General features: G+C 75.5%; 21 protein-coding genes. 13 read left to right on the forward strand and 8 right to left on the reverse strand.

What is annotated here, in order from left to right; translation table 11 throughout:
* Window positions 1-29: 29 nt before the first annotated feature.
* Window positions 30-884, forward strand: a complete 855-nt coding sequence (locus tag K5O09_RS09795; protein WP_222169392.1) for a class I SAM-dependent methyltransferase — start codon at window positions 30-32, stop codon at window positions 882-884.
* Window positions 885-1,067: 183 nt separating this feature from the next.
* Window positions 1,068-1,466, forward strand: coding sequence for an STAS domain-containing protein (locus tag K5O09_RS09800; protein WP_222169393.1), 399 nt, complete (start codon window positions 1,068-1,070; stop codon window positions 1,464-1,466).
* Between the two features lie 114 nt (window positions 1,467-1,580).
* Here the strand turns inward: K5O09_RS09800 and K5O09_RS09805 are convergent, their stop codons facing one another.
* Both K5O09_RS09805 and map read right to left on the reverse strand, forming a co-directional pair.
* Window positions 1,581-2,210 (reverse strand): maleylpyruvate isomerase family mycothiol-dependent enzyme, encoded by a 630-nt coding sequence (locus tag K5O09_RS09805; RefSeq protein ID WP_222169394.1) that lies wholly within the window; start codon window positions 2,208-2,210, stop codon window positions 1,581-1,583.
* Window positions 2,211-2,252: 42 nt separating this feature from the next.
* Entirely contained in the window at window positions 2,253-3,014 is a 762-nt protein-coding gene (map, locus tag K5O09_RS09810; protein WP_222169395.1) for a type I methionyl aminopeptidase, read from the reverse strand.
* 124 nt (window positions 3,015-3,138) lie between these two features.
* Between map and K5O09_RS09815 the strand changes: the two genes are divergently transcribed.
* Window positions 3,139-3,414 (forward strand): helix-turn-helix domain-containing protein, encoded by a 276-nt coding sequence (locus K5O09_RS09815; protein WP_222169396.1) that lies wholly within the window; start codon window positions 3,139-3,141, stop codon window positions 3,412-3,414.
* An 84-nt stretch (window positions 3,415-3,498) separates the two neighbouring features.
* Window positions 3,499-3,837, forward strand: coding sequence for a hypothetical protein (locus tag K5O09_RS09820; RefSeq protein WP_222169397.1), 339 nt, complete (start codon window positions 3,499-3,501; stop codon window positions 3,835-3,837).
* Window positions 3,838-3,873: 36 nt separating this feature from the next.
* On the opposite strand, the gene K5O09_RS09825 is transcribed toward K5O09_RS09820, so the two are convergent.
* From K5O09_RS09825 to K5O09_RS09835, 3 genes are all read right to left on the reverse strand, one after another.
* Window positions 3,874-4,179, reverse strand: coding sequence for an STAS domain-containing protein (locus tag K5O09_RS09825; RefSeq protein ID WP_222169398.1), 306 nt, complete (start codon window positions 4,177-4,179; stop codon window positions 3,874-3,876).
* 138 nt (window positions 4,180-4,317) lie between these two features.
* On the reverse strand, window positions 4,318-4,686 hold the full coding sequence (locus tag K5O09_RS09830; protein ID WP_304518587.1) for a helix-turn-helix transcriptional regulator: 369 nt from the start codon (window positions 4,684-4,686) through the stop codon (window positions 4,318-4,320).
* Window positions 4,687-4,690: 4 nt separating this feature from the next.
* Window positions 4,691-5,923 carry an MFS transporter gene (locus K5O09_RS09835; protein ID WP_222169399.1) on the reverse strand — a complete coding sequence of 411 codons (1,233 nt, stop codon included), beginning with the start codon at window positions 5,921-5,923 and terminating at the stop codon, window positions 4,691-4,693.
* Window positions 5,924-6,021: 98 nt separating this feature from the next.
* Between K5O09_RS09835 and K5O09_RS09840 the strand changes: the two genes are divergently transcribed.
* Entirely contained in the window at window positions 6,022-6,510 is a 489-nt protein-coding gene (locus K5O09_RS09840; protein ID WP_222169400.1) for a bifunctional 2-polyprenyl-6-hydroxyphenol methylase/3-demethylubiquinol 3-O-methyltransferase UbiG, read from the forward strand.
* A 116-nt stretch (window positions 6,511-6,626) separates the two neighbouring features.
* Here K5O09_RS09840 and K5O09_RS09845 read toward each other — a convergent pair whose 3' ends face one another.
* On the reverse strand, window positions 6,627-7,187 hold the full coding sequence (locus K5O09_RS09845) for an NUDIX domain-containing protein (RefSeq protein ID WP_222169401.1): 561 nt from the start codon (window positions 7,185-7,187) through the stop codon (window positions 6,627-6,629).
* Between the two features lie 146 nt (window positions 7,188-7,333).
* Between K5O09_RS09845 and K5O09_RS09850 the strand changes: the two genes are divergently transcribed.
* Together K5O09_RS09850 and K5O09_RS09855 are read left to right on the forward strand one after the other, a co-directional pair.
* The gene (locus tag K5O09_RS09850; protein ID WP_255595202.1) at window positions 7,334-8,431 is read left to right on the forward strand and encodes a glutamate--cysteine ligase; all 1,098 of its coding nucleotides are present in this window, start codon (window positions 7,334-7,336) and stop codon (window positions 8,429-8,431) included.
* Window positions 8,432-8,557: 126 nt separating this feature from the next.
* Window positions 8,558-8,902, forward strand: coding sequence for an RNA polymerase-binding protein RbpA (locus tag K5O09_RS09855; RefSeq protein WP_146838390.1), 345 nt, complete (start codon window positions 8,558-8,560; stop codon window positions 8,900-8,902).
* Between the two features lie 102 nt (window positions 8,903-9,004).
* On the opposite strand, the gene K5O09_RS09860 is transcribed toward K5O09_RS09855, so the two are convergent.
* Entirely contained in the window at window positions 9,005-9,787 is a 783-nt protein-coding gene (locus tag K5O09_RS09860) for a polyprenol monophosphomannose synthase (RefSeq protein WP_255595203.1), read from the reverse strand.
* Window positions 9,784-11,349, reverse strand: coding sequence for an apolipoprotein N-acyltransferase (lnt, locus tag K5O09_RS09865; RefSeq protein WP_222169402.1), 1,566 nt, complete (start codon window positions 11,347-11,349; stop codon window positions 9,784-9,786). Before lnt ends, K5O09_RS09860 begins: the two co-directional genes overlap by 4 nt.
* A 103-nt stretch (window positions 11,350-11,452) precedes the next feature.
* Between lnt and K5O09_RS09870 the strand changes: the two genes are divergently transcribed.
* The 6 genes from K5O09_RS09870 to K5O09_RS09895 all read left to right on the forward strand — a co-directional run bounded on the left by K5O09_RS09870 (window position 11,453) and on the right by K5O09_RS09895 (window position 17,828).
* Window positions 11,453-12,352 (forward strand): MurR/RpiR family transcriptional regulator, encoded by a 900-nt coding sequence (locus K5O09_RS09870; protein ID WP_222169403.1) that lies wholly within the window; start codon window positions 11,453-11,455, stop codon window positions 12,350-12,352.
* A 167-nt stretch (window positions 12,353-12,519) separates the two neighbouring features.
* On the forward strand, window positions 12,520-13,662 hold the full coding sequence (locus K5O09_RS09875; protein WP_222169404.1) for an ABC transporter ATP-binding protein: 1,143 nt from the start codon (window positions 12,520-12,522) through the stop codon (window positions 13,660-13,662).
* Window positions 13,663-13,744: 82 nt separating this feature from the next.
* Window positions 13,745-15,109: an extracellular solute-binding protein gene (locus tag K5O09_RS09880; RefSeq protein ID WP_222169405.1), complete on the forward strand. Its 1,365-nt coding sequence runs from the start codon at window positions 13,745-13,747 to the stop codon at window positions 15,107-15,109.
* Entirely contained in the window at window positions 15,106-15,948 is an 843-nt protein-coding gene (locus tag K5O09_RS09885; RefSeq protein WP_255595204.1) for a tyrosine-protein phosphatase, read from the forward strand. Before K5O09_RS09880 ends, K5O09_RS09885 begins: the two co-directional genes overlap by 4 nt.
* On the forward strand, window positions 15,945-16,844 hold the full coding sequence (locus K5O09_RS09890) for a phosphodiesterase (protein ID WP_222169406.1): 900 nt from the start codon (window positions 15,945-15,947) through the stop codon (window positions 16,842-16,844). Before K5O09_RS09885 ends, K5O09_RS09890 begins: the two co-directional genes overlap by 4 nt.
* A 6-nt stretch (window positions 16,845-16,850) precedes the next feature.
* Window positions 16,851-17,828, forward strand: a complete 978-nt coding sequence (locus K5O09_RS09895) for a carbohydrate ABC transporter permease (protein ID WP_222169407.1) — start codon at window positions 16,851-16,853, stop codon at window positions 17,826-17,828.
* The last annotated feature ends 10 nt before the right edge of the window (window positions 17,829-17,838 follow it).

Consider the following 17,838-nt stretch of genomic DNA (forward strand, 5'->3'; position numbering starts at 1 on the left):
CCGACGCCGCCGGGCGGCATGCTCGGCCTGTGCCCTCCGACCCCGCGCCGACGCAGGGCCCGCGCGGGGGCGACGCCGCCGCGCACGACGCGGCGGAGCGTGCCGCCTGGGCGGGGACGGCGGCCGCGTACGCGGAGACGTTCGCCGGGCTCTGCGCCCACGCGGTGCCGGCGCTCCTCGACGACGCGGCGGTCCGGCCCGGCGAGGCGCTGCTCGACGTCGGCACCGGACCCGGATCGGTCGCCCGCGCCGCCGCGGACCGCGGGTGCAGGGTCACGGGCGTGGACCCGGACCCGGAGATGGTCGCGCTCGCACGGGCCGCCGTCCCGGACGCCCTGGTCCTGGTGGGCGCGCTCCCCCGCCTCCCGGCCGCGGTCGGTTCGCGGTTCGACGTCGTGACCGCGAACTTCGTGCTCAACCACGTCGGCGACCCGCGCGCGGCAGCCGCCGCGCTCGCCGGGGCCGCCCGGCCGGCCGGGCGGGTCGCCGTGTCGGTGTGGCCGACGCCGCCGGGGCCCGCGCAGCAGCTCTGGGCGGACGTGCTCGACCGCGCGGGCGTCGCACCGGCCCCGACCGCGCTGCCGGTCGGCCTGGACTTCCCGCGCACGCCGGACGGCCTCGGCGCGCTGCTGACCGGGGCGGGTCTCGAGGAGGTCCGGGCACGGGAGGTCCGCTTCGTCCACCTCGCGCCGTCCGCCGTGTGGTGGAGCGCCGTCACCCGCGGCGTCGCGAGCATCGGCGCTGCCTACCGGAGCCAGGGCGACGCGGGCCGGGAGGCGATGCGCCGGGCCTTCGTCGAGCTCGCCGCCGCGCACACCGGCGCCGCCGGCATGCTGCACCTGCCGGCCCGGGCCGTGATCGCCGCGGGACGGGTCGCCGCCTGAGCGCCCGGCCGACCTCGCGACGACCCGGCACCGGGCCTCGGCGCTCGCCGGGCGACGCCCGGGGCCCGGTGGCAGACTCGACCCGGGTCGAGCGCCGCCGCCGGTCGCACGTCCGGCGAGCAGCCCGGCCCCACCGTTCGGGACGGGGACGGACGCTGCGACCGCCTCGAGGAGGACGGTGCGATGCAGGGTCGCCCCGGCTGGACGCCCGCCGGCGCCGGCGGTCATGCGGCCCGGACCGGCGCCATCTCCGCTCACGCCGACGGCCGCACGACGGTCATCCGCCTGAGCGGTGAGGTCGACGCCTCCCTGCGAGCGGACGCCAGTCGTGCGCTCGCGACGGCGCTCACGGCGGGTGGACCCGTCGTGCTCGACCTGCGCGAGGTGACGTTCATCGACTCGACCGGGCTCGCGTTCGTCATCCAGTGCCACCGCGCCTGCGGTCAGTCCGACCAGGAGTGCGTGCTGCGGGACGTCCCCGAGGACGTGGCGGCGATGCTCGCGCTCCTCGGCGTCGACTGGCTCACCGCTGCCGGGTCCGGCCGGCCTCCTCCCCCAGCCCCCCGTGGCGCGGCGCACTGACACGGGCGCCCGGGACGTCGACGGCCCGGACGCGCCCGCCGATCGGACGATGCTGCTCTGCTCGAGGAGCGGCGCCGGTGCTCCAGGGCGCGGACACGCAGGCCTGACCCGGTCTCACGCGCACCGCCCGGCGAGGACGGCCGCCCCGGGACCCGTCAGGTCGGCGCAGCCCGCCGCACGGCCCGTCATCGCCATGATCAGCGAGAGGGCGGGTCCGCGCACCACCTCCCCCTCGCCCGCCGTCGTCCCCGTGTCGGTGGCCTCGAGGCGCAGCCCGGTCACCCGGGACCGCGCCACGACGACCTGGTCGGTGCCGGCGTAGTAGCGCAGCAGCAGGTCCAGCACCTCGTGCGGGTGGTCCCGCGTCAGCCCGAGCGGGTGCCGGATGTCGGTCCCGTGCACGACGAGCTCGCCCAGCAGGGCGGGCGCGGGCAGCGGCGGGGAGGTGCGGCTGCCGATGGTGGCGCGGAACCGGGCGAGCGTCTCCTGGGGGTCCGCCCCGAGCTGCTCGCGCAGCCGGTCGTCCACCTGGCGGTCGAAGTCGAAGCGTGCCCGCAGCACCCCCAGGAACCAGCGCAGCGGGGACACCGCCCCGCTCACTGTCAGGTGCGCGAGCACCTCGCGCACCGAGAGGCCGTCACACAGCGACGGGGTCCGCCAGTCGTCGTCGTGGAGGGTTCGGAGCTGGTCCGCCAGGGCGGCGCGCTCGTGGTCGACGTGGGTCAGCGTGGTCGCACGATCCATCGGGCCATCCTGCCCTGCCGCCCGCTCACCGGCACGGACGCCTCAGGTCAGGACCTCCACCCCTTCCTCCGTGATCGCGACGGTGTGCTCGCTGTGGGCCGTCAGGCAGCCGGTCGCGCTGCGCAGCGTCCAGCCGTCCGCGTCGGTCACGAGCTCGGCGGTGTCGGCCATGACCCACGGCTCGATCGCGAGCAGCAGCCCGGGTCGCAGCCGGTACCCCCGCCCGGGCCGGCCGGTGTTCGACACGTGCGGGTCCTGGTGCATGGTCGACCCGACCCCGTGCCCGCCGAACTCCGTGTTGACCGAGTAGCCGGCGCCCTCGAGGACGCCCCCGATGGCTGCCGAGACGTCACCCAGGTGCACGCCGGGCCCCGCGGTCGCGATCGCCGCGGCGAGCGCGCGCTCGGTGGCGTCGATCAGCGCGACGGCCTCGGGCGGGCGCGTGCCCCCGACGACGAAGCTGATGGCGGAGTCGGCGACGACTCCCCGCAGGGACACCGCGAGGTCGAGCGTCAGCAGGTCGCCCGCCGCCAGCGCGCGGTCGTGGGGCAGCCCGTGCAGGACGGCGTCGTTCACCGAGGTGCAGATGTAGTGGCCGAACGGCCCGCGACCGAACGACGGCGCGTAGTCGACGTAGCAGGAGACGGCGCCCGCCTCCTCGACCATCTGCCGCGCCCAGCGGTCGATCTCGAGCAGGTTGGTGCCGGGCCGCGTGCGGTCGCGCAGGGTCCGCAGGATCCGGTGGACGAGCGCACCGGTGTCGCGTGCCCGCCGGAGCTCGTCGGGGCTGAGGATCTCGATCACGGGTGACCTCCGGTGCGGCCGCCGGCGGGCGGCGATTCGGGACAACTATCCCGGTCAGACTATCCCGTCGCGCCGCTACCCCGGACGACTGTCCCGGTCCCCGACGTCGTCCTAGGATCGGCCCATGGTCCGTCTGCCCCTCACCGACGCCGAGGTCGAACGCGGGCGCCGGCTGGGCGCGGCGCTGCGACGCGCCCGCGGCGACCGCTCCATGGTCCGCACAGCGCGGGACGCCGGTGTGTCGCCCGAGACCCTCCGCAAGATCGAGTCCGGCCGGGTCGCGACGCCCGCGTTCCCGACGATCGCCGCGATCGCCGCAGCGATCGACCTGTCGCTCGACACGCTGTGGGCAGAGGTCAGCGCGCCCGACGCAGGGTCGGCACAGGCGCTCGCGTCCTGACCGGGCGACGAGCCCGCACCCGGAGCGGCACCGGTTCACCCGTCGCCGGGCGGCGCGCCGGCCCGTCCGGCACCACAGTGAGGCATGCACTCCTCCCCCGGCACCGCCGGTGACACCGCCCTCCCCCGGTTCCGCGACCTCGGGGCCCCCGCACGCCGGCAGGCTCAGATCGTCGTCCTCCACGACGGCGAACCGGACGGCCGCGGACTGCTGTGGGCACTGAGCCTCGCGGACGTCACCGGGCGGCCGCTCGGCCGCGAGCACCTGCACGTGCTCCCCGGCCAGGACCCGTCCGGGCACCTCGGCGTCGACGTGCACCTCGACGCCGTCGGCATGCGCGTGCACGGCGAGTGGTTCACCGGCGCCGACCCGGCACGGCCGCGCCGGTACGCCCGCGTGGTGCCGAGCACGCCCCGTCGCTGATGCGCGGGCCGCAGCCCAGCACGACCGGGGCCGCGCTCAGCCCGCGGCGAGCACGTCCACGAGACCGAGCACCTCGAGCACGCGACGCGCCCGCCCCGGAACGTCCCGCAGCTGGAAGGCCAGGCCGTCGCGCGCGCAGGCCTTGCGGCACTGCAGGAGGAAGGACACCCCGGACGAGTCGAGGAAGGTCACGCCCGACAGGTCCAGGACGACCGGGCGGCCGGCCCGCTGGACCGCGCTGAGCGCCCCGGCGGCCTGGTCCCGCACGGACAGGTCGATCTCGCCGACGAGCCGGACGACGGTCTCGCCACCGGACTGCTCGGTGGTGATGGTGCTGCGCATGGATCCCCCTGACCGGTGGCGCTCCCGCTGTCGACCCCGGCCGCGTCGTGCGCACCGTGGGCTGATACCTGATCCGGTGCCGCGGCGCCCCGAGCCTCACTGTGTCACGTCTCCGGGGCGTTCCGACAGCACCGCGCGTCAACGTCGGTGGTGGGGCGGCTCCTCGTAGCGCACGTGCTCCGCCTGGTGCAGCACGTGGCGCACCAGCGTGCCGACGTGCTCGTTCGCATGGCGGTAGTGGACCGTCACCCCGTCGCGCCGGGTCTGCACCAGCCGGCCGGCCCGCAGCCGGGCGAGGTGCTGGGAGACGGCCGGTGCCGGACGCCCGACCAGACCCGCGAGCGTGCCGACCGAGAGCTCCCGGCCCTCCAGGAGCTCGAGGATGCGCAGCCGGGTCGGGTCCGCGAGCAGCCGCAGGACGTCGACGGCGGCCTCCAGGTCGGCCTCCGGCGTCGGAGGCACAGCCGTCCCCGTGGTCTCGGTGGTCCCCGTGGTCTCGGTGGTCACCCGCTCAGCCTGCCACCACCGCGGTGAGGGAGGCGGGACGCGGCCAGAGCGCTGCCGTCGCGGTGCCGGCCACCGCGGCGAGGCCGGCGAGCGCCAGGGCGGCCACCCCCGGGCCGAACGTCCCCAGCGCCCCGGCGAGCGGGTAGGTCACGAGCCAGCAGGCGTGCGAGAGCGAGAACTGGGCGGCGAACACCGCCGGCTGCTCACCCTGCCCGACGCTGCGCGCGACGACCCGGCCCACCGGGGTCTCGGCCGCCGCCCACCCGGCGCCGACCAGGGCGAACAGCGCGCCCACCACGGCCAGCCCCGCCGTGCCACGGATCGTGAGCCCCGCGGCGACCGCGGCCGTGCCGAGCGTCAGGGCCCCGACACCGCCGAGCACCACCGCGCGCTCCGGCCGGCGCGCCAGCACACACGGCAGCAGCACGGCCACGGTGAGCGACCCCGCGCCGAGCGCCGCCAGCAGGAGCGCGGCCGCGCGCGCGCCACCGCCGAAGGCGTCGCGCGCCACCGCCACGTACTGCACGAGCGCGAAGGCGCCGGCAGAGGCGACGGCCAGGTCGAGCGCGAGCACGGCACGCAGCGCCGGCGTGCGCACCATCAGCACGGCACCCCGCCGCACCCGGGCACCGAAGGGCAGGTCCGCGTCCTGCACGGCGGCCGCGGTGCCGGCCGGGATCCGGGTCCGGCTGATGACGGCCGCCGAGACGGCGAAGCCCGCCGCGGTCCCGAGGAACAGCTGCTGACCCGGCAGCACCAGGAGGAGCGCGGCCGCCAACACGGGCGACAGCAGCATCTCCAGGTCCTCCGCGAGACGCGACAGCGACAGTGCCTGCGTGTACCGGAGCTCGTCCGGGACGAGCCGCGGGACGACGGCCTGGTACGCCGGCGTGTGCACCGCCGACGCCGCCTGCAGCACCAGCACGAGCGCGTACACCTGGGCGACCGACGAGACGAGCGGCAGGCCCAGCACCACGACCACGCGGACCACGTCCGCACCGACGAGCACGGCGCGCGACGGCAGGCGGTGGACCACGGCCGCGGCGACGGGTGCGACCGCCACGTACGCCAGCATCTTGAGCGCGAACACGGTCCCGAGCACCACGCCCGCCCGTCCCCCGGCCAGGTCGTACGCCAGCAGGCCGAGTGCCACCGTGGCGAGCCCCGTCCCGGTCAGGGACACGACCTGGGAGGCGAACAGCCGGCGGTACGCGCGGTCGCGCAGGACGAGGAGCACGCGTCATCGTGCCACATCTGCGTCTGTGCGCACAGATGCAATCCTGCGCACGGTGCGATGTGCCACGGCGCGGGGCTGTCTCCTGGCAGGGTGACGGGGTGCACCCAGCCGTGGCGGACGCCCTCGACCGCTGGAACGCCGCCCACCCCTGGAGCCACGACGACCTGTACGCCCGCTGGCTGCTGCGCCGGCTGCCGCGCGCGCCCGGCACCACGCTCGACGTCGGCTCCGGGACCGGCGACCTGGTCCGCGCGCTCGCCGGGCGCGGCGCCCGGGCGCACGGCATCGACGCCGACCCCCGGGTGGTCGCTGCGGCCCGCGACGTGCGCCCCCAGGTCCCCGGCGCGACGTTCGCCGTGGGCGACGCCCTCGACCTCGGCGGCCGCCGCTACGACGTCGTGACGGCCGTCGCCGTCCTGCACCACCTCCCGGCGGAGGAGGCTCTCACCCGGTGGCGGGACGCGCTGGGGCCCGCGACCGCCATGCTCGCCGAGGTGCGGGAGTGCGTCGCGCGGGTGCTGCCCGGTGCACGGGTCCGCCGCCGGCTGTTCTGGCGCTGGACCCTCGTGCACCGCGCCCCCGCGTGACCGCCCGCCGGTGCCGTTCGGATCCGTCCGAGCGGACACGCCGGGCGTGCCCGTGCGTCCGGATCCGAACGGCGCTCGGGGCCTTCGGGCGGACCCCGGATCGGCCCCGGCGGGTGTCAGGTGAGGCGGCCCAGGGCCACCGCGGCGTGCATGAGGGCGGCGACGGACTCCCCGTCGGTCAGGGCGCCGGTGCGCAGCAGCTCCACGACCTCCGGCCACGTCCGGCGCTGCACCTGCACGATGCCCTCCTCCGCCTGCCCGTCCGCCGCGACCGTGCCGGCGTCGGGTGCGGGCCGCACGTCGCGCGCGAGCAGCACGTGCCCGGGCGCGTCGCTGACGCCGTTGAGCGAGTAGACGGCACCGAGCTCCTGCCAGTTGTCCGAGACCAGGCCGGTCTCCTCCAGCAGCTCGCGGCGTCCCGCCGTCAGCGCGTCCTGGCCGTCGGAGCCGCCCGCCGGCACCTCGAGCGAGCGGAGCCCGGTGGTGTAGCGCTCGACCTCCACCAGCACGACCTCGCCCTCGGGCGTGACGGGCACGACGAACACCGCGGGCTGGCGGACCTCCACGACGCCGTAGACGCCGGGCCGGCCGTCCGGGCGGGTCACGGCGTCCTCGCGGACGCGGATCCAGGCGTTCTCGTACACGGTCGTCGACGCGCGGGTGTGCCAGGGGGCCACGGGTCCTCCGGGGTCGGGGCTGGGGGCGCGGCCAGCGTAGTGCGCGGCGGGGCGGGCTCCCACCTGCGGCCGGACGGCCGGCGCCGCCCCCGACCCCGCCGGCCGCTCCGCAGGACAGACGCCCCCGCGGACCCCACAATTCCTGCGTGCGCACGATCGGTGTCGAGGAAGAGTTCCTGCTGGTGGCGGAGGACGGCTCGCCGCGCGCCGTCGGGGCGGCCGTGCTGCAGCACGCCTCCTCGGTGGACCGCGACGACGACCCCGCCCAGCCGGGCGGGTCGCTGGAGAAGGAGTTCGCGCAGGAGCAGGTCGAGACCTCGACGCACCCCTGCACCGACCTCGACGACCTGCTCGAGGAGGTGCGCGGCGGGCGCTGGCGGGCCGACTCCTCCGCGCAGCACGCGGGCGCCCGGATCGCGGCGCTCGCGACGTCGCCGCGGCCCGCCGACCCGACCGTCGTCGTCAACCGGCGCGCCCAGGACATCGCCGCGCAGTTCGCCCGCACCGCGCGGGACCAGCTCACGTCGGGCTGCCACGTCCACGTCGAGGTCGCGGACGCCGAGGAGGGCGTGCGGGTCGTCGACCACCTGCGCCGGTGGAACCCGGTGCTGCTGGCGCTCAGCGCCAACAGCCCGTACTGGCAGGGCGACGACTCCGGGTACGCGAGCTTCCGGTCGCAGATCTGGGGCCGTTGGCCGACCGCCGGCCCGACGGCGCCGTTCGGCGACGCCGCGACCTACCGCCGGAGCGTCGAGGACCTCGTGGCGAGCGGGACGATCCTCGACGACGGGATGGTCTACTTCGACGCCCGGCTGTCCGCCCGGTACCCGACCGTCGAGGTCCGGGTGGCCGACGTCTGCCTGGACCCGCAGGACGCCGTGCTGCTGGCCGCGCTCGTCCGGGCGCTCGCGGAGACCGCGGTGTCGGGGCGACCCGAGCCGGCGCCGCAGCCGCGGACCGAGGTCGTGCGCGTCGCCACCTGGCGGGCCGCGCGATCCGGCGTCGACGACGAGCTCCTCAGCCCGCTGACCGGCCGCCCGGCGCCGGCGCGTGCCGTGGTCGACGAGCTGCTCCGGCACGTCGAGCCGGCGCTCGCGGCGGGCGGCGACCTGGATCGCGTCCGTGACGGGGTCGCGACTCTCTTCGGGCGCGGCAACGGCGCCCAGCAGCAGCGACGCTGGCGGCACGAGGGGGCGGACGACGCCGAGCTGGTGCGCCGGGCGGTCCGCGCGACCCTCGCCTGAGCCCTGCAGACGGCCCTCCCCGCGCGTTCACGGGACCTTCACGCCAGACTGGAACACTGAACGGTCCCCGGACGTTGACCGATCTGAGTAAGCCACACGTCTGCACGTCAAGGCACGGAGGTCCTGATGTCGAACCGGTCCCTGCGCGGTATGCGCATCGGGTCCCACAGCATGGAGACGGACGAGGGCGTCGACTTCGCCCCGCGTCTCCAGGCGTACTACGACTGCCCGAACGGGCACACGATCATCCTGCCGTTCTCGGTCGAGGCCGATGTCCCGGTGGTGTGGGAGTGCCGGTGCGGCGCCGAGGCGCTGCTGCGCGACGCGTCCAAGCCGGAGCCGAAGGCCACCAAGCCGCCGCGCACGCACTGGGACATGCTCCTGGAGCGCCGGACCATCAAGGAGCTCGAGGAGCTGCTCGACGAGCGCCTCGACCTGCTGCGCGCCGGCAAGCTGCGCCGCAGCGCCTGAGGCCCCGGGTCACGACACGCACGGGCCCCGTCCCCCGCACCGGGGGGCGGGGCCCGTCGTCGTGCAGCCCGGCGCCCGCCCGGACCCGGGTCCGGGGACGCCTCACCGTCCTGCCGTGCGGCTCCCCGCCCGCAGGAGGCCCCGCAGCTGCTGCCACCGGCGCCGGGCGCCCCAGACCGTCACGCGCACCAGCGCCTCCCCCACGATGGCGCGGCTCATCTTCGACCGGCCCTCGGCGCGCTCGACGAACGTGATGGGCACCTCGACGACGCTCCCGCCGGCGAGCACGACCCGCCAGGCCATGTCGATCTGGAAGCAGTACCCGTGCGACGCGACTTCGCCGAGAGCGAGACCCGCGAGCGTCTCCGCGCGGTAGGCGCGGAACCCCGCGGTGGAGTCCCGCACCGGCAGGCCCATCGCGACGCGCGCGTACACGTTGGCCCCGCGGGACAGCAGCTGCCGGTGCAGCGGCCAGTTGACCACCCGCCCGCCCCTGACCCACCGCGACCCGATCACCAGGTCCGCCGTGGGCACGCGGGCGAGCAGCGCCGGCAGGTCCTCGGCGCGGTGCGAGCCGTCGGCGTCCATCTCGACCAGGACGTCGTACCCGCGCTCCAGCCCCCAGCGGAACCCGGCGACGTACGCGGTGCCCAGGCCCTGCTTGCCCGCGCGGTGCAGGACGTGCACCGCCCGGCGCCCGCGCTCGGTCGCGTCGCTCGCCGCGATCCGCTCGGCCAGCTCGCCGGTCCCGTCCGGGGACGCGTCGTCGACGACCAGCACGTCCGCGTCGGGCACCCAGCGGGCGAGGGCCTCGAGCGCGTGCGGGAGGCTGTCGCGCTCGTCGTACGTGGGGACGACGACGAGCACGCGGGCGGCGGCGGTCACGCGGCGCCCTCCGGGCGGTCGGCGCGGCGCACCCGCGCGGCCCCGGCGGCACCCGCGACCGTCATCGCCACGGCCAGCACGCCGACGAGCAGGCTCGGCCACGCGCCGAGCCGGGTCGCGGGCGTCAGCGACTCGCGCAGCGGCAGGCGCGCGACCAGCTGCTCGGCGGTGAACAGCCCGGTGTCGGCGGCGACCGTCCCGTTGGGGCTGATCACGGCGCTGACGCCGACAGTCGACACCTGCACGGTCGCCCGGCCGCTCTCGACGGCCCGCAGCCGGGACATCGCCAGCTGCTGGGTCGACTCGGCCGAGTACCCGAAGTTCGCGTTGTTGGTCTGCACGACCAGGACCTCCGCCCCCTCCCGCACGCTCTCGCGGACCAGCGGGTCGTAGGCCACCTCGAAGCAGATGACGTCCCCGATGACGACGGTCCGGCCGAGCCGCGCGGACTCCAGGGGCACCACCCCGGGCTCCGTGCCCGCCAGCATGTCGTTGCGGACCAGGTCCACGGCCGAGGAGAACGGCCGAACGAGGTCGCGCAGCGGGATGTACTCCGCGAAGGGGGCCGGGTGCTGCTTGGAGTACCGCGCCACGGGACCGGTGCCCGGCACCCACAGCAGCGACGTGTTGTAGCGCCCGCCGGACTCCGGGTACTCGATCGTGCCGACCAGCAGCGGCGCGCCGACCTCGCGCGCGGCGCCGTCGATGGCGGCGGCGGCCTCGGCGTCCACCTGCGGGTCGATGTCGGTGCCGTTCTCGGGCCACAGCACCAGGTCGAGGTCGCCCGGCGCGATCTGGTCGAGCAGGGCGTGCGTGCCGGCGACGTGGTTGTCGAGGACCTCGCGCCGGTTGTCGAACGCGTGCAGGCCCGGCTCCGACACGTTGCCCTGCACCGCGCCGACCATGAGCGTGCCGTTCTCCGCCCGGGTGTCCATGGGCACCAGCAGCCCGCCGCCGACGAGCACCGCGGCCACGGCGAGCCGGCCGAGGGCCGGGAGCAGGGCGAACCGGCGGGCGGCGAGCCAGGCCAGGGCCAGCGCGGCGCCCGCCGCCACGACGACGGCGGAGACGAGCGGCGCGCCGCCCAGCCGGGCCAGCGCGAGCAGCGGCGAGTCGGCCTGGGAGAACGCCAGCCGTCCCCACGGGAAGCCGCCGAACGGCCAGAGCGACCGGAGCTCCTCGACGGCCACCCACAGGACCGTGAACACCACGAGCTGCAGCGACGCGCGCCGCCACACGGCCTCCCCGCGCCGGGCCCACGACCACGCCGCGCCGAACAGCGCGACGAAGCCGGCCTCGGCCAGGGACAGCGCGACCCACGGCACGACGCCGATCGAGACGTCGACCCAGGTGAGCAGCGGGAGGAAGAACGCCGCGCCCCAGACGAGGCCGAGCAGCGCGTTCCACCGGGCGCTGTCGCGCCGCATCGCGAGCAGCAGCAGGGCCATGCCGAGCGGGGCGGCCCACCACCAGCCCAGGTCGGGGAACGCCGTCCAGGTCAGCAGCCCCCCGGCGAGCGCCTGGACCGCGCTCCACCAGCGGGAGGGGTCACGAGCAGGCACCGCGCCAGGGTACGGCACACGTCTGTCACCGGCCGCAGGCTCGCCCTCGGGGCCCTCCCGGCACCCCAGCCGGGAGCCGCTCCCCTCGTGGTAAGCATGCCCGGTGAACACCGCCACGCCCGCCGTCGAGCCGCCCGTGGGTGGCACGGTCGCTCTGATCGCGTCGATCCTGCCGTCGCTGGGGCCCGGCGAGCGACGCGTGGCCGAGGAGTGCGTCCGGGCGCCGCAGGAGGTGGCCCTGCTGTCCGTGGGCGACCTGGCGGCCCGCACGGCCACGTCCTCGGCGACCGTCGTGCGGGCGTGCCAGACGCTCGGGTTCAAGGGATTCCAGCACCTGCGCCTGCTGCTGCTGCGCGACGCGGGCGCCGCACACGCCGCGGCTGCCGAGCACGCGGCGGGTCCGGCTCCGGCGCACCGGGTCGCGGCCCTGTTCGCCCGGGCGGCCGACGAGCTGCGGGACGCACCCGGGTCGCTGGATCTCGAGGCGTTCGAGCGGGCTGCCGACGCGATCGCGCACGCACCGAGGGTGCTGGTGGTCGGCAACGGCGGGTCGGCGCCGGCCGCGCAGATGGTCGCGCTGCGCCTGCTGGTGTCAGGGCGGTCGTGCGAGGCGCCGGTCGACGCGGTGACCCAGCAGCTGACCGGGACGCTGCTGTCCCCCGCCGACGTGTGCCTAGCGGTGAGCGACAGCGGGATGAACGCCGTGACGCTGCACGCCGTGGACAGCGCCGTGGCCGCGGGAGCGACGGTCGTCGGCGTCACGGGGTACGCGCGGTCACGGCTCGGGCGCGCCGCGACGCACACCCTGGTGGTCGGGGCGTCGTACGGGTCGTGGGAGACCGGTTCGGTGACCGGGAACCTCGCCCAGATCCTGCTGCTGTCCGCGCTCCAGATCGCCGTGTCGGAGCGCACCGCCGCATCCGCGGACGCCGGCCGCCGCGCCCGGGACGCCGTCCTCGGTCTGGTCGCGGACGACGACGAGGACGGTCCGGCGGAGCTCTGACCGGGTCCCGGCCGGCGGCCGGGTCCGGTGCGGCAGAGTTCCGGAACGGGGGGCCGAGGGTTCTCCTCCCGCACACCCGCCGTTCACGGATGAGGCCCATGCTGCGGATGTAACGCCACTCCGCACCAGATGACCGGAGTGGAACGCCGTTCCATCCCGGAGGACCGATGAGCGCCATCGAGATCCGCGGCCTCGCCCGCCGCTTCGGCACCACCGTCGCCGTGAACAGCGTCGACCTCGCGATCGAGGACGGGGACTTCCTCGTCCTGCTCGGGCCCAGCGGCTGCGGCAAGACGACCCTGCTGCGGATGCTCGCCGGCCTCCTCGAGCCGACCGCCGGCCAGGTGCTGGTGGACGGCCGTGACGTGACCCACGAGCCGTCCAAGCGACGCGACCTCGCCATGGTGTTCCAGAGCTACGCGCTCTACCCGCACCTGTCCGTCGCGAAGAACCTCGCCTTCCCGCTGAAGGTGCGTCGGGTCCCGGCACCCGAGATCGCGACCCGGATCGCGGAGGTCGCGAGGAGCCTGGAGATCGACCACCTGCTGCGGCGCAAGCCCCGCCAGCTGTCCGGCGGCCAGCGGCAGCGCGTGGCGGTCGGCCGCGCCCTGGTCCGTGCTCCCCGTGCGTTCCTCATGGACGAGCCGCTGTCGAACCTCGACGCCAAGCTCCGGACCGCCACACGGCAAGAGCTGACCGACCTGCACCGACGCCTCGGCGCCACGTTCGTCTACGTGACGCACGACCAGGTCGAGGCCATGACGATGGCGACGCGGATCGCCGTCCTGAACGACGGTGACCTCGAGCAGCTGGGGACGCCCGCCGAGGTGTACGACCGGCCCGCGTCGGTGTTCGTCGCCGGGTTCCTCGGCAGCCCGGCGATGAACCTCGTGGACGCCTCGCTCACGTCGCACGGCGGCTCCGTCCACGTGTCGGCACCCGACGTCGCCGGGCTGCTCTGGCCCGGGGAGACGCCGCCACTCGACGCGGTGCTCGGCGTCCGGCCCGACCACCTGAGGTTCGTCGACCCGACGGGGCCCGCGGGTGCAGACCCGGGCGTCGCGGTCGACGGGGTCGTGGACACCGTCGAGAACCTCGGCAGCGAGCAGGTCGTCTACGTCCGCAGCGGCAGCGGGCGCCTGGCGGTCCGAGCGTCCCGCGAGGTGGCCGTCCGGGTCGGCGACCGCGCCCGGCTCCGGGCCGCCGTCGCGCACACCCACCTGTTCGACAGGTCGACCGGCCGGCGCCTCGAGTGGGTGCCCAGCCCGGAGAGCACGCCCGTGGGCGACCCCGCCCTCGCGGTCGCCTGACACGGCCCCGCGCCGGCACCAGCACCCCACCCGCACCGCCACCCCACCCATCCCGCACCGCCCCCGAACGCAGGAGACCCCCATGCACACCCCTGCCCGTACGCGCACGCTGGCCGTGGCCGGCGTCACGGCGCTCGCGCTGACCGGCTGCACGACCGCCGGCACCACGACCGCCGCGAGCACCTCCGACGTGATCCCCGCGCTCGACCCGGACCAGCAGGTCGAGATCGTCTTCGAGAGCTACAACCTGCTCCAGGCCGGGGCCTGGACGGACACGATCGAAGGCCTCGTCGACGACTTCGAGGCCGAGCACCCGAACATCACCGTCACGACCCAGCCGACCCAGACGACCGGGACCGCCGGAACCAACACGGTCGGGTCCGTGCAGACGCAGATGCTCGCGGGCAACCCGCCGGACGTCGCCCAGCTCACCTTCGACGCCCTCGACTTCGCCGTCACGGAGCTCGGAGCGCAGCCGGTCGAGCGGCTGGTCGGCTCCGACGCGGTCGACGAGGCGCTCGGCGGCGAGCACCCGATGCACGAGCGGGCCGCCGTCCTGGGTGACTGGGACGGCGAGCTCTATGGCATGCCGTACGTGTTCTCGACGCCGGTGCTGTTCTACAACGCCTCGGCGCTGGAGGCCGCCGGTCTCCCCGCCGACGTGGACCTCTCGACCTGGGACGCCGTCGAGGAGGCCGCCGCAGCCGTCACCGCGCAGACCGGCACGCCGTCGCTGTCGATCTCGTGCGCGGTGAAGGGCGGCTCGTGGTGCATGCAGGGCATGATCCGGTCCGCCGGCGGCCGGGTGCTCAGCGAGGACCGCACCACGATCGAGTTCGGCGAGGACGGAGCGGTCGCGGCCGTGCAGGAGCTGCGCGACCTGTTCGACGCCGGCGTGCTGGCCAACGAGGACACGACCGCCCAGTACGAGTCGTTCGCGCGCGGGGAGACCGTGCTCCAGCTCAACACCTCGGCCCTGCAGTCGACGTACATGGCGGCCGCGGACGCCGGCGGCTGGACGCTGGCGAGCGCGGGGATGCCGGCCCTCGGCGACCAGCAGGTCGTCCCCACGAACTCCGGCTCGGCCCTGTTCATGTTCAGCGAGGACCCGGCCGAGCAGCGCGCGTCGTGGGAGTTCATGACCTTCATGACGAGCGATCACGCCTACGAGAAGATCGCGACAGGCATCGGCTACCTCCCGCTGCGCACGTCGCTCACCGACGAGGGCGGGGCCCTGCACGAGTGGACCCGGTCCAACCCGCTCGTGCAGCCCAACCTCGACCAGCTCGACGACCTGGAGCCGTGGGTCTCCTACCCGGGCGACTCCTACGTCCAGGTCGACGATCTGCTGGCGGCCGCGATCGAGGACTCGGTGTTCTACGGCGAGGACCCGGCCGCCACGATGGCCGAGGCCCAGGAACGGGCGCAGGAGCTGATCACCGAGTGAGCGCCACCGGCTCCCTGCCCGGCACGGACCGGCTGATCGCCCTCGAGGGCACGTACAACCTCCGCGACACGGGCGGGTACCCGGTGCTCGACGCGGCGGGCGCCGTCGTCGGCCGCACCCGGTGGGGCGTGCTGCTCCGCTCGGACGCCCTGCACCGGCTGTCCGAGGGCGATCTCGCGGACCTCGCCCGTCGCGGCGTCCGGCTGGTCGTCGACCTGCGGGACGAGCGCGAGCTGCTCGCGGCGCCGAACCGGCTCGACGGCCTCGACGTGCAGGTGGCGCACCTCCCCGTGCTCGGGGAGGCCTCCCCCGCGACGCTGGTCACCGGACGGATCGACCTGGCCACGCTGTACGACGCGATGGTGGACCAGCGCGGGGAGGCCCTGGCCCGCGCGGTCGCCGTCCTGGCCCGGGCGGGCGACGGCGCCTCGATCGTGCACTGCACGGCCGGCAAGGACCGCACGGGTCTGGTCGTCGCGCTCGCCCTGCGGGCGGTCGGCGTCCCGGTGGAGGCCGTCGCCGCCGACTACGGCCGCAGCGCGGAGCACCTGGCCGGCGACTGGGCCCGGGAGGCGCTCGCGGCCGCGTCGTCGCTCGGCCCCGGCGACGAGCTGCCGCCCGGCGTCGTCGAGATCGTCACGGCGAGCCCGGAGCCGGTGCTGACCGCCCTGCTCGCGCGGGTCGAGGCGGAGCACGGCTCCGCGGCGGCCTATCTCGTGGCCCACGGGCTCACGGACGACGACCTGGCGGCGCTGCGCGCCCGGCTGGTCGAGCCGGCCGAGCAGGCCGTCGATGCATCCCCCGGCACCATCCCGACCCTCGTGGAGGACCCCCGATGAGCGCGCTGCACAGCCAGCACGGCCTGCCCGACCACACGATCCTGCACATCAGCGACACCCACTTCGTCGCCGACGGCGCGACGCTCCACGAGGTCGTCGACCCCGACGCGAACCTCGCCCTGCTGCTCGAGGGACTGGCGAGGTCGGGCGCGCGTCCTGACGCGATCGTCTTCACCGGCGACCTCGCCGACACGGGCCGCCCGGACGCCTACGCCCGGCTCCGGGCCATGGTGGAGCCGGCCGCGGCCGCCGTGGGCGCCGAGGTCATCTGGGTGATGGGCAACCACGACGAGCGCGGCGCGTTCCGGAACGGGCTGCTCGACCAGGACGGCACCGCACCCGTCGACCGGGTGCACGACGTCGCGGGCCTGAGGGTCGTCGTCCTCGACTCCACGGTCCCGGGGCAGCACTACGGCGAGATCGACGAGGCCCAGCTCGCCTGGCTGCGGGACGTGCTCGCGACCCCGGCGCCGCACGGCACGCTGCTCGCGCTGCACCACCCGCCGGTGCCGAGCCCGCTCGGGCTGATCGCGTTGGTCGAGCTCCGTGACCAGGAGCGGCTCGCCGAGGTGGTCCGCGGCACGGACGTGCGCGGCGTCCTGGGCGGCCACCTGCACTACTCGACCACCTCGACGTTCGCCGGGGTGCCGGTGTCCGTCGCGTCCGCCACCTGCTACACGCAGGACCTGCAGGTGCGGTACCCCGCCGCCCGCGGCCAGGACGGCGGGCAGGCGTACAACCTGGTGCACGTCTACGGCGACCGCGTGGTGCACTCGGTGGTGCCGATCGGCCGGTTCCCGACCGTCTACGAGATGTCGGCCGAGCAGCTCGCCGCGTTCCTGGCGATGTCCGAGGAGCAGCAGCTCGCTGCCGTCGCCGCGTCGGTGGAGGGCTGACGCGCCGTGTTCCTCGTCCTCGACCCCCCGGCCTCCGCCGGGTCGGCTGCTCCGGCGGAGGAGGCGACGGGACCCGTCACCGCCGTCTCCTCCGCCGGTCGGCGGTCCGCACGCCGGCTCGTGCCGTACCTGTACCTGCTGCCGGCCGTCGCGCTGCTGGTGGTGTGGGTCTACAAGCCGCTCGTCGAGACGTTCCGGCTGTCGGTGTACGACTGGAATCTGGTCCCGACGTCGCCGATGACGTTCGTCGGCGGGCAGAACTACGCCGACGTGCTCGCGCTGCCCGAGCTGCACGCCGCGCTGCGCAACACACTGCTCTGCACCGGAGCCTTCCTGGTGTTCTCGGTGGTGCTGCCGCTCGTGATCGCGCTCGTCGCGCGCCGGGTCACCGGACGGGCCCGGACCGTCTACCAGGCGCTGATCTTCGTCCCGTTCCTCATCACCCCGGTCGCCACGAGCGCCGTGTGGCGGTGGCTCCTCGCCGAGGAGGGCGGCGCGATCACCGAGGCGCTGCGCTCGGCCGGCATCGAGATCGGCAACGTCTTCCGCGACCCGTCGACGGTCATCTGGGCGGTCATCGTGATCGTCGGCTGGCAGATGCTCGGGTTCGGCGTGCTGGTGGTGTCCGCCGGCCTCGCGGGCATCAACCCGGACTACGCCTCGGCGGCGTCGGTGGACGGGGCCGGGCCGAGCACGATCACGTGGCGGATCACGCTGCCGCTACTCTCCCCGACGCTCGTGTTCCTGGCGCTCATGACGATCCTGCTGTCGGCCCAGTGGACCTACCCGGTCATCGACATCCTCACCCAGGGCGGGCCCGGGACCGCGTCGACGACCATCTACTACCTGCTCTACCAGTTCGGGTTCCGGAACTTCGACGCCGGGTTGTCGGCCGCAGCCGGGACGGTCTTCTTCGTCGGCTTCGCGGTCGTCGCGGCCGTGTTCGTCGAGCTGTCCGAGCGCCTGAGCTTCTACGACAGCTGAAGGAGGAGAC

This window comes from Cellulomonas sp. C5510, assembly GCF_019797765.1.
Taxonomy (GTDB): Bacteria; Actinomycetota; Actinomycetes; order Actinomycetales; family Cellulomonadaceae; genus Cellulomonas.

Excerpts from the sequence above, each read along its gene's own strand:
- K5O09_RS09800 (WP_222169393.1), top strand. The coding sequence starts at position 1,068 with ATGCAGGGTCGCCCCGGCTGGACGCCCGCCGGCGCCGGCGGTCATGCG.
- K5O09_RS09805 (WP_222169394.1), bottom strand. The coding sequence starts at position 2,210 with ATGGATCGTGCGACCACGCTGACCCACGTCGACCACGAGCGCGCCGCC.
- K5O09_RS09815 (WP_222169396.1), top strand. The coding sequence starts at position 3,139 with ATGGTCCGTCTGCCCCTCACCGACGCCGAGGTCGAACGCGGGCGCCGG.
- K5O09_RS09820 (WP_222169397.1), top strand. The coding sequence starts at position 3,499 with ATGCACTCCTCCCCCGGCACCGCCGGTGACACCGCCCTCCCCCGGTTC.
- K5O09_RS09825 (WP_222169398.1), bottom strand. The coding sequence starts at position 4,179 with ATGCGCAGCACCATCACCACCGAGCAGTCCGGTGGCGAGACCGTCGTC.
- K5O09_RS09855 (WP_146838390.1), top strand. The coding sequence starts at position 8,558 with ATGTCGAACCGGTCCCTGCGCGGTATGCGCATCGGGTCCCACAGCATG.
- K5O09_RS09875 (WP_222169404.1), top strand. The coding sequence starts at position 12,520 with ATGAGCGCCATCGAGATCCGCGGCCTCGCCCGCCGCTTCGGCACCACC.
- K5O09_RS09880 (WP_222169405.1), top strand. The coding sequence starts at position 13,745 with ATGCACACCCCTGCCCGTACGCGCACGCTGGCCGTGGCCGGCGTCACG.
- K5O09_RS09890 (WP_222169406.1), top strand. The coding sequence starts at position 15,945 with ATGAGCGCGCTGCACAGCCAGCACGGCCTGCCCGACCACACGATCCTG.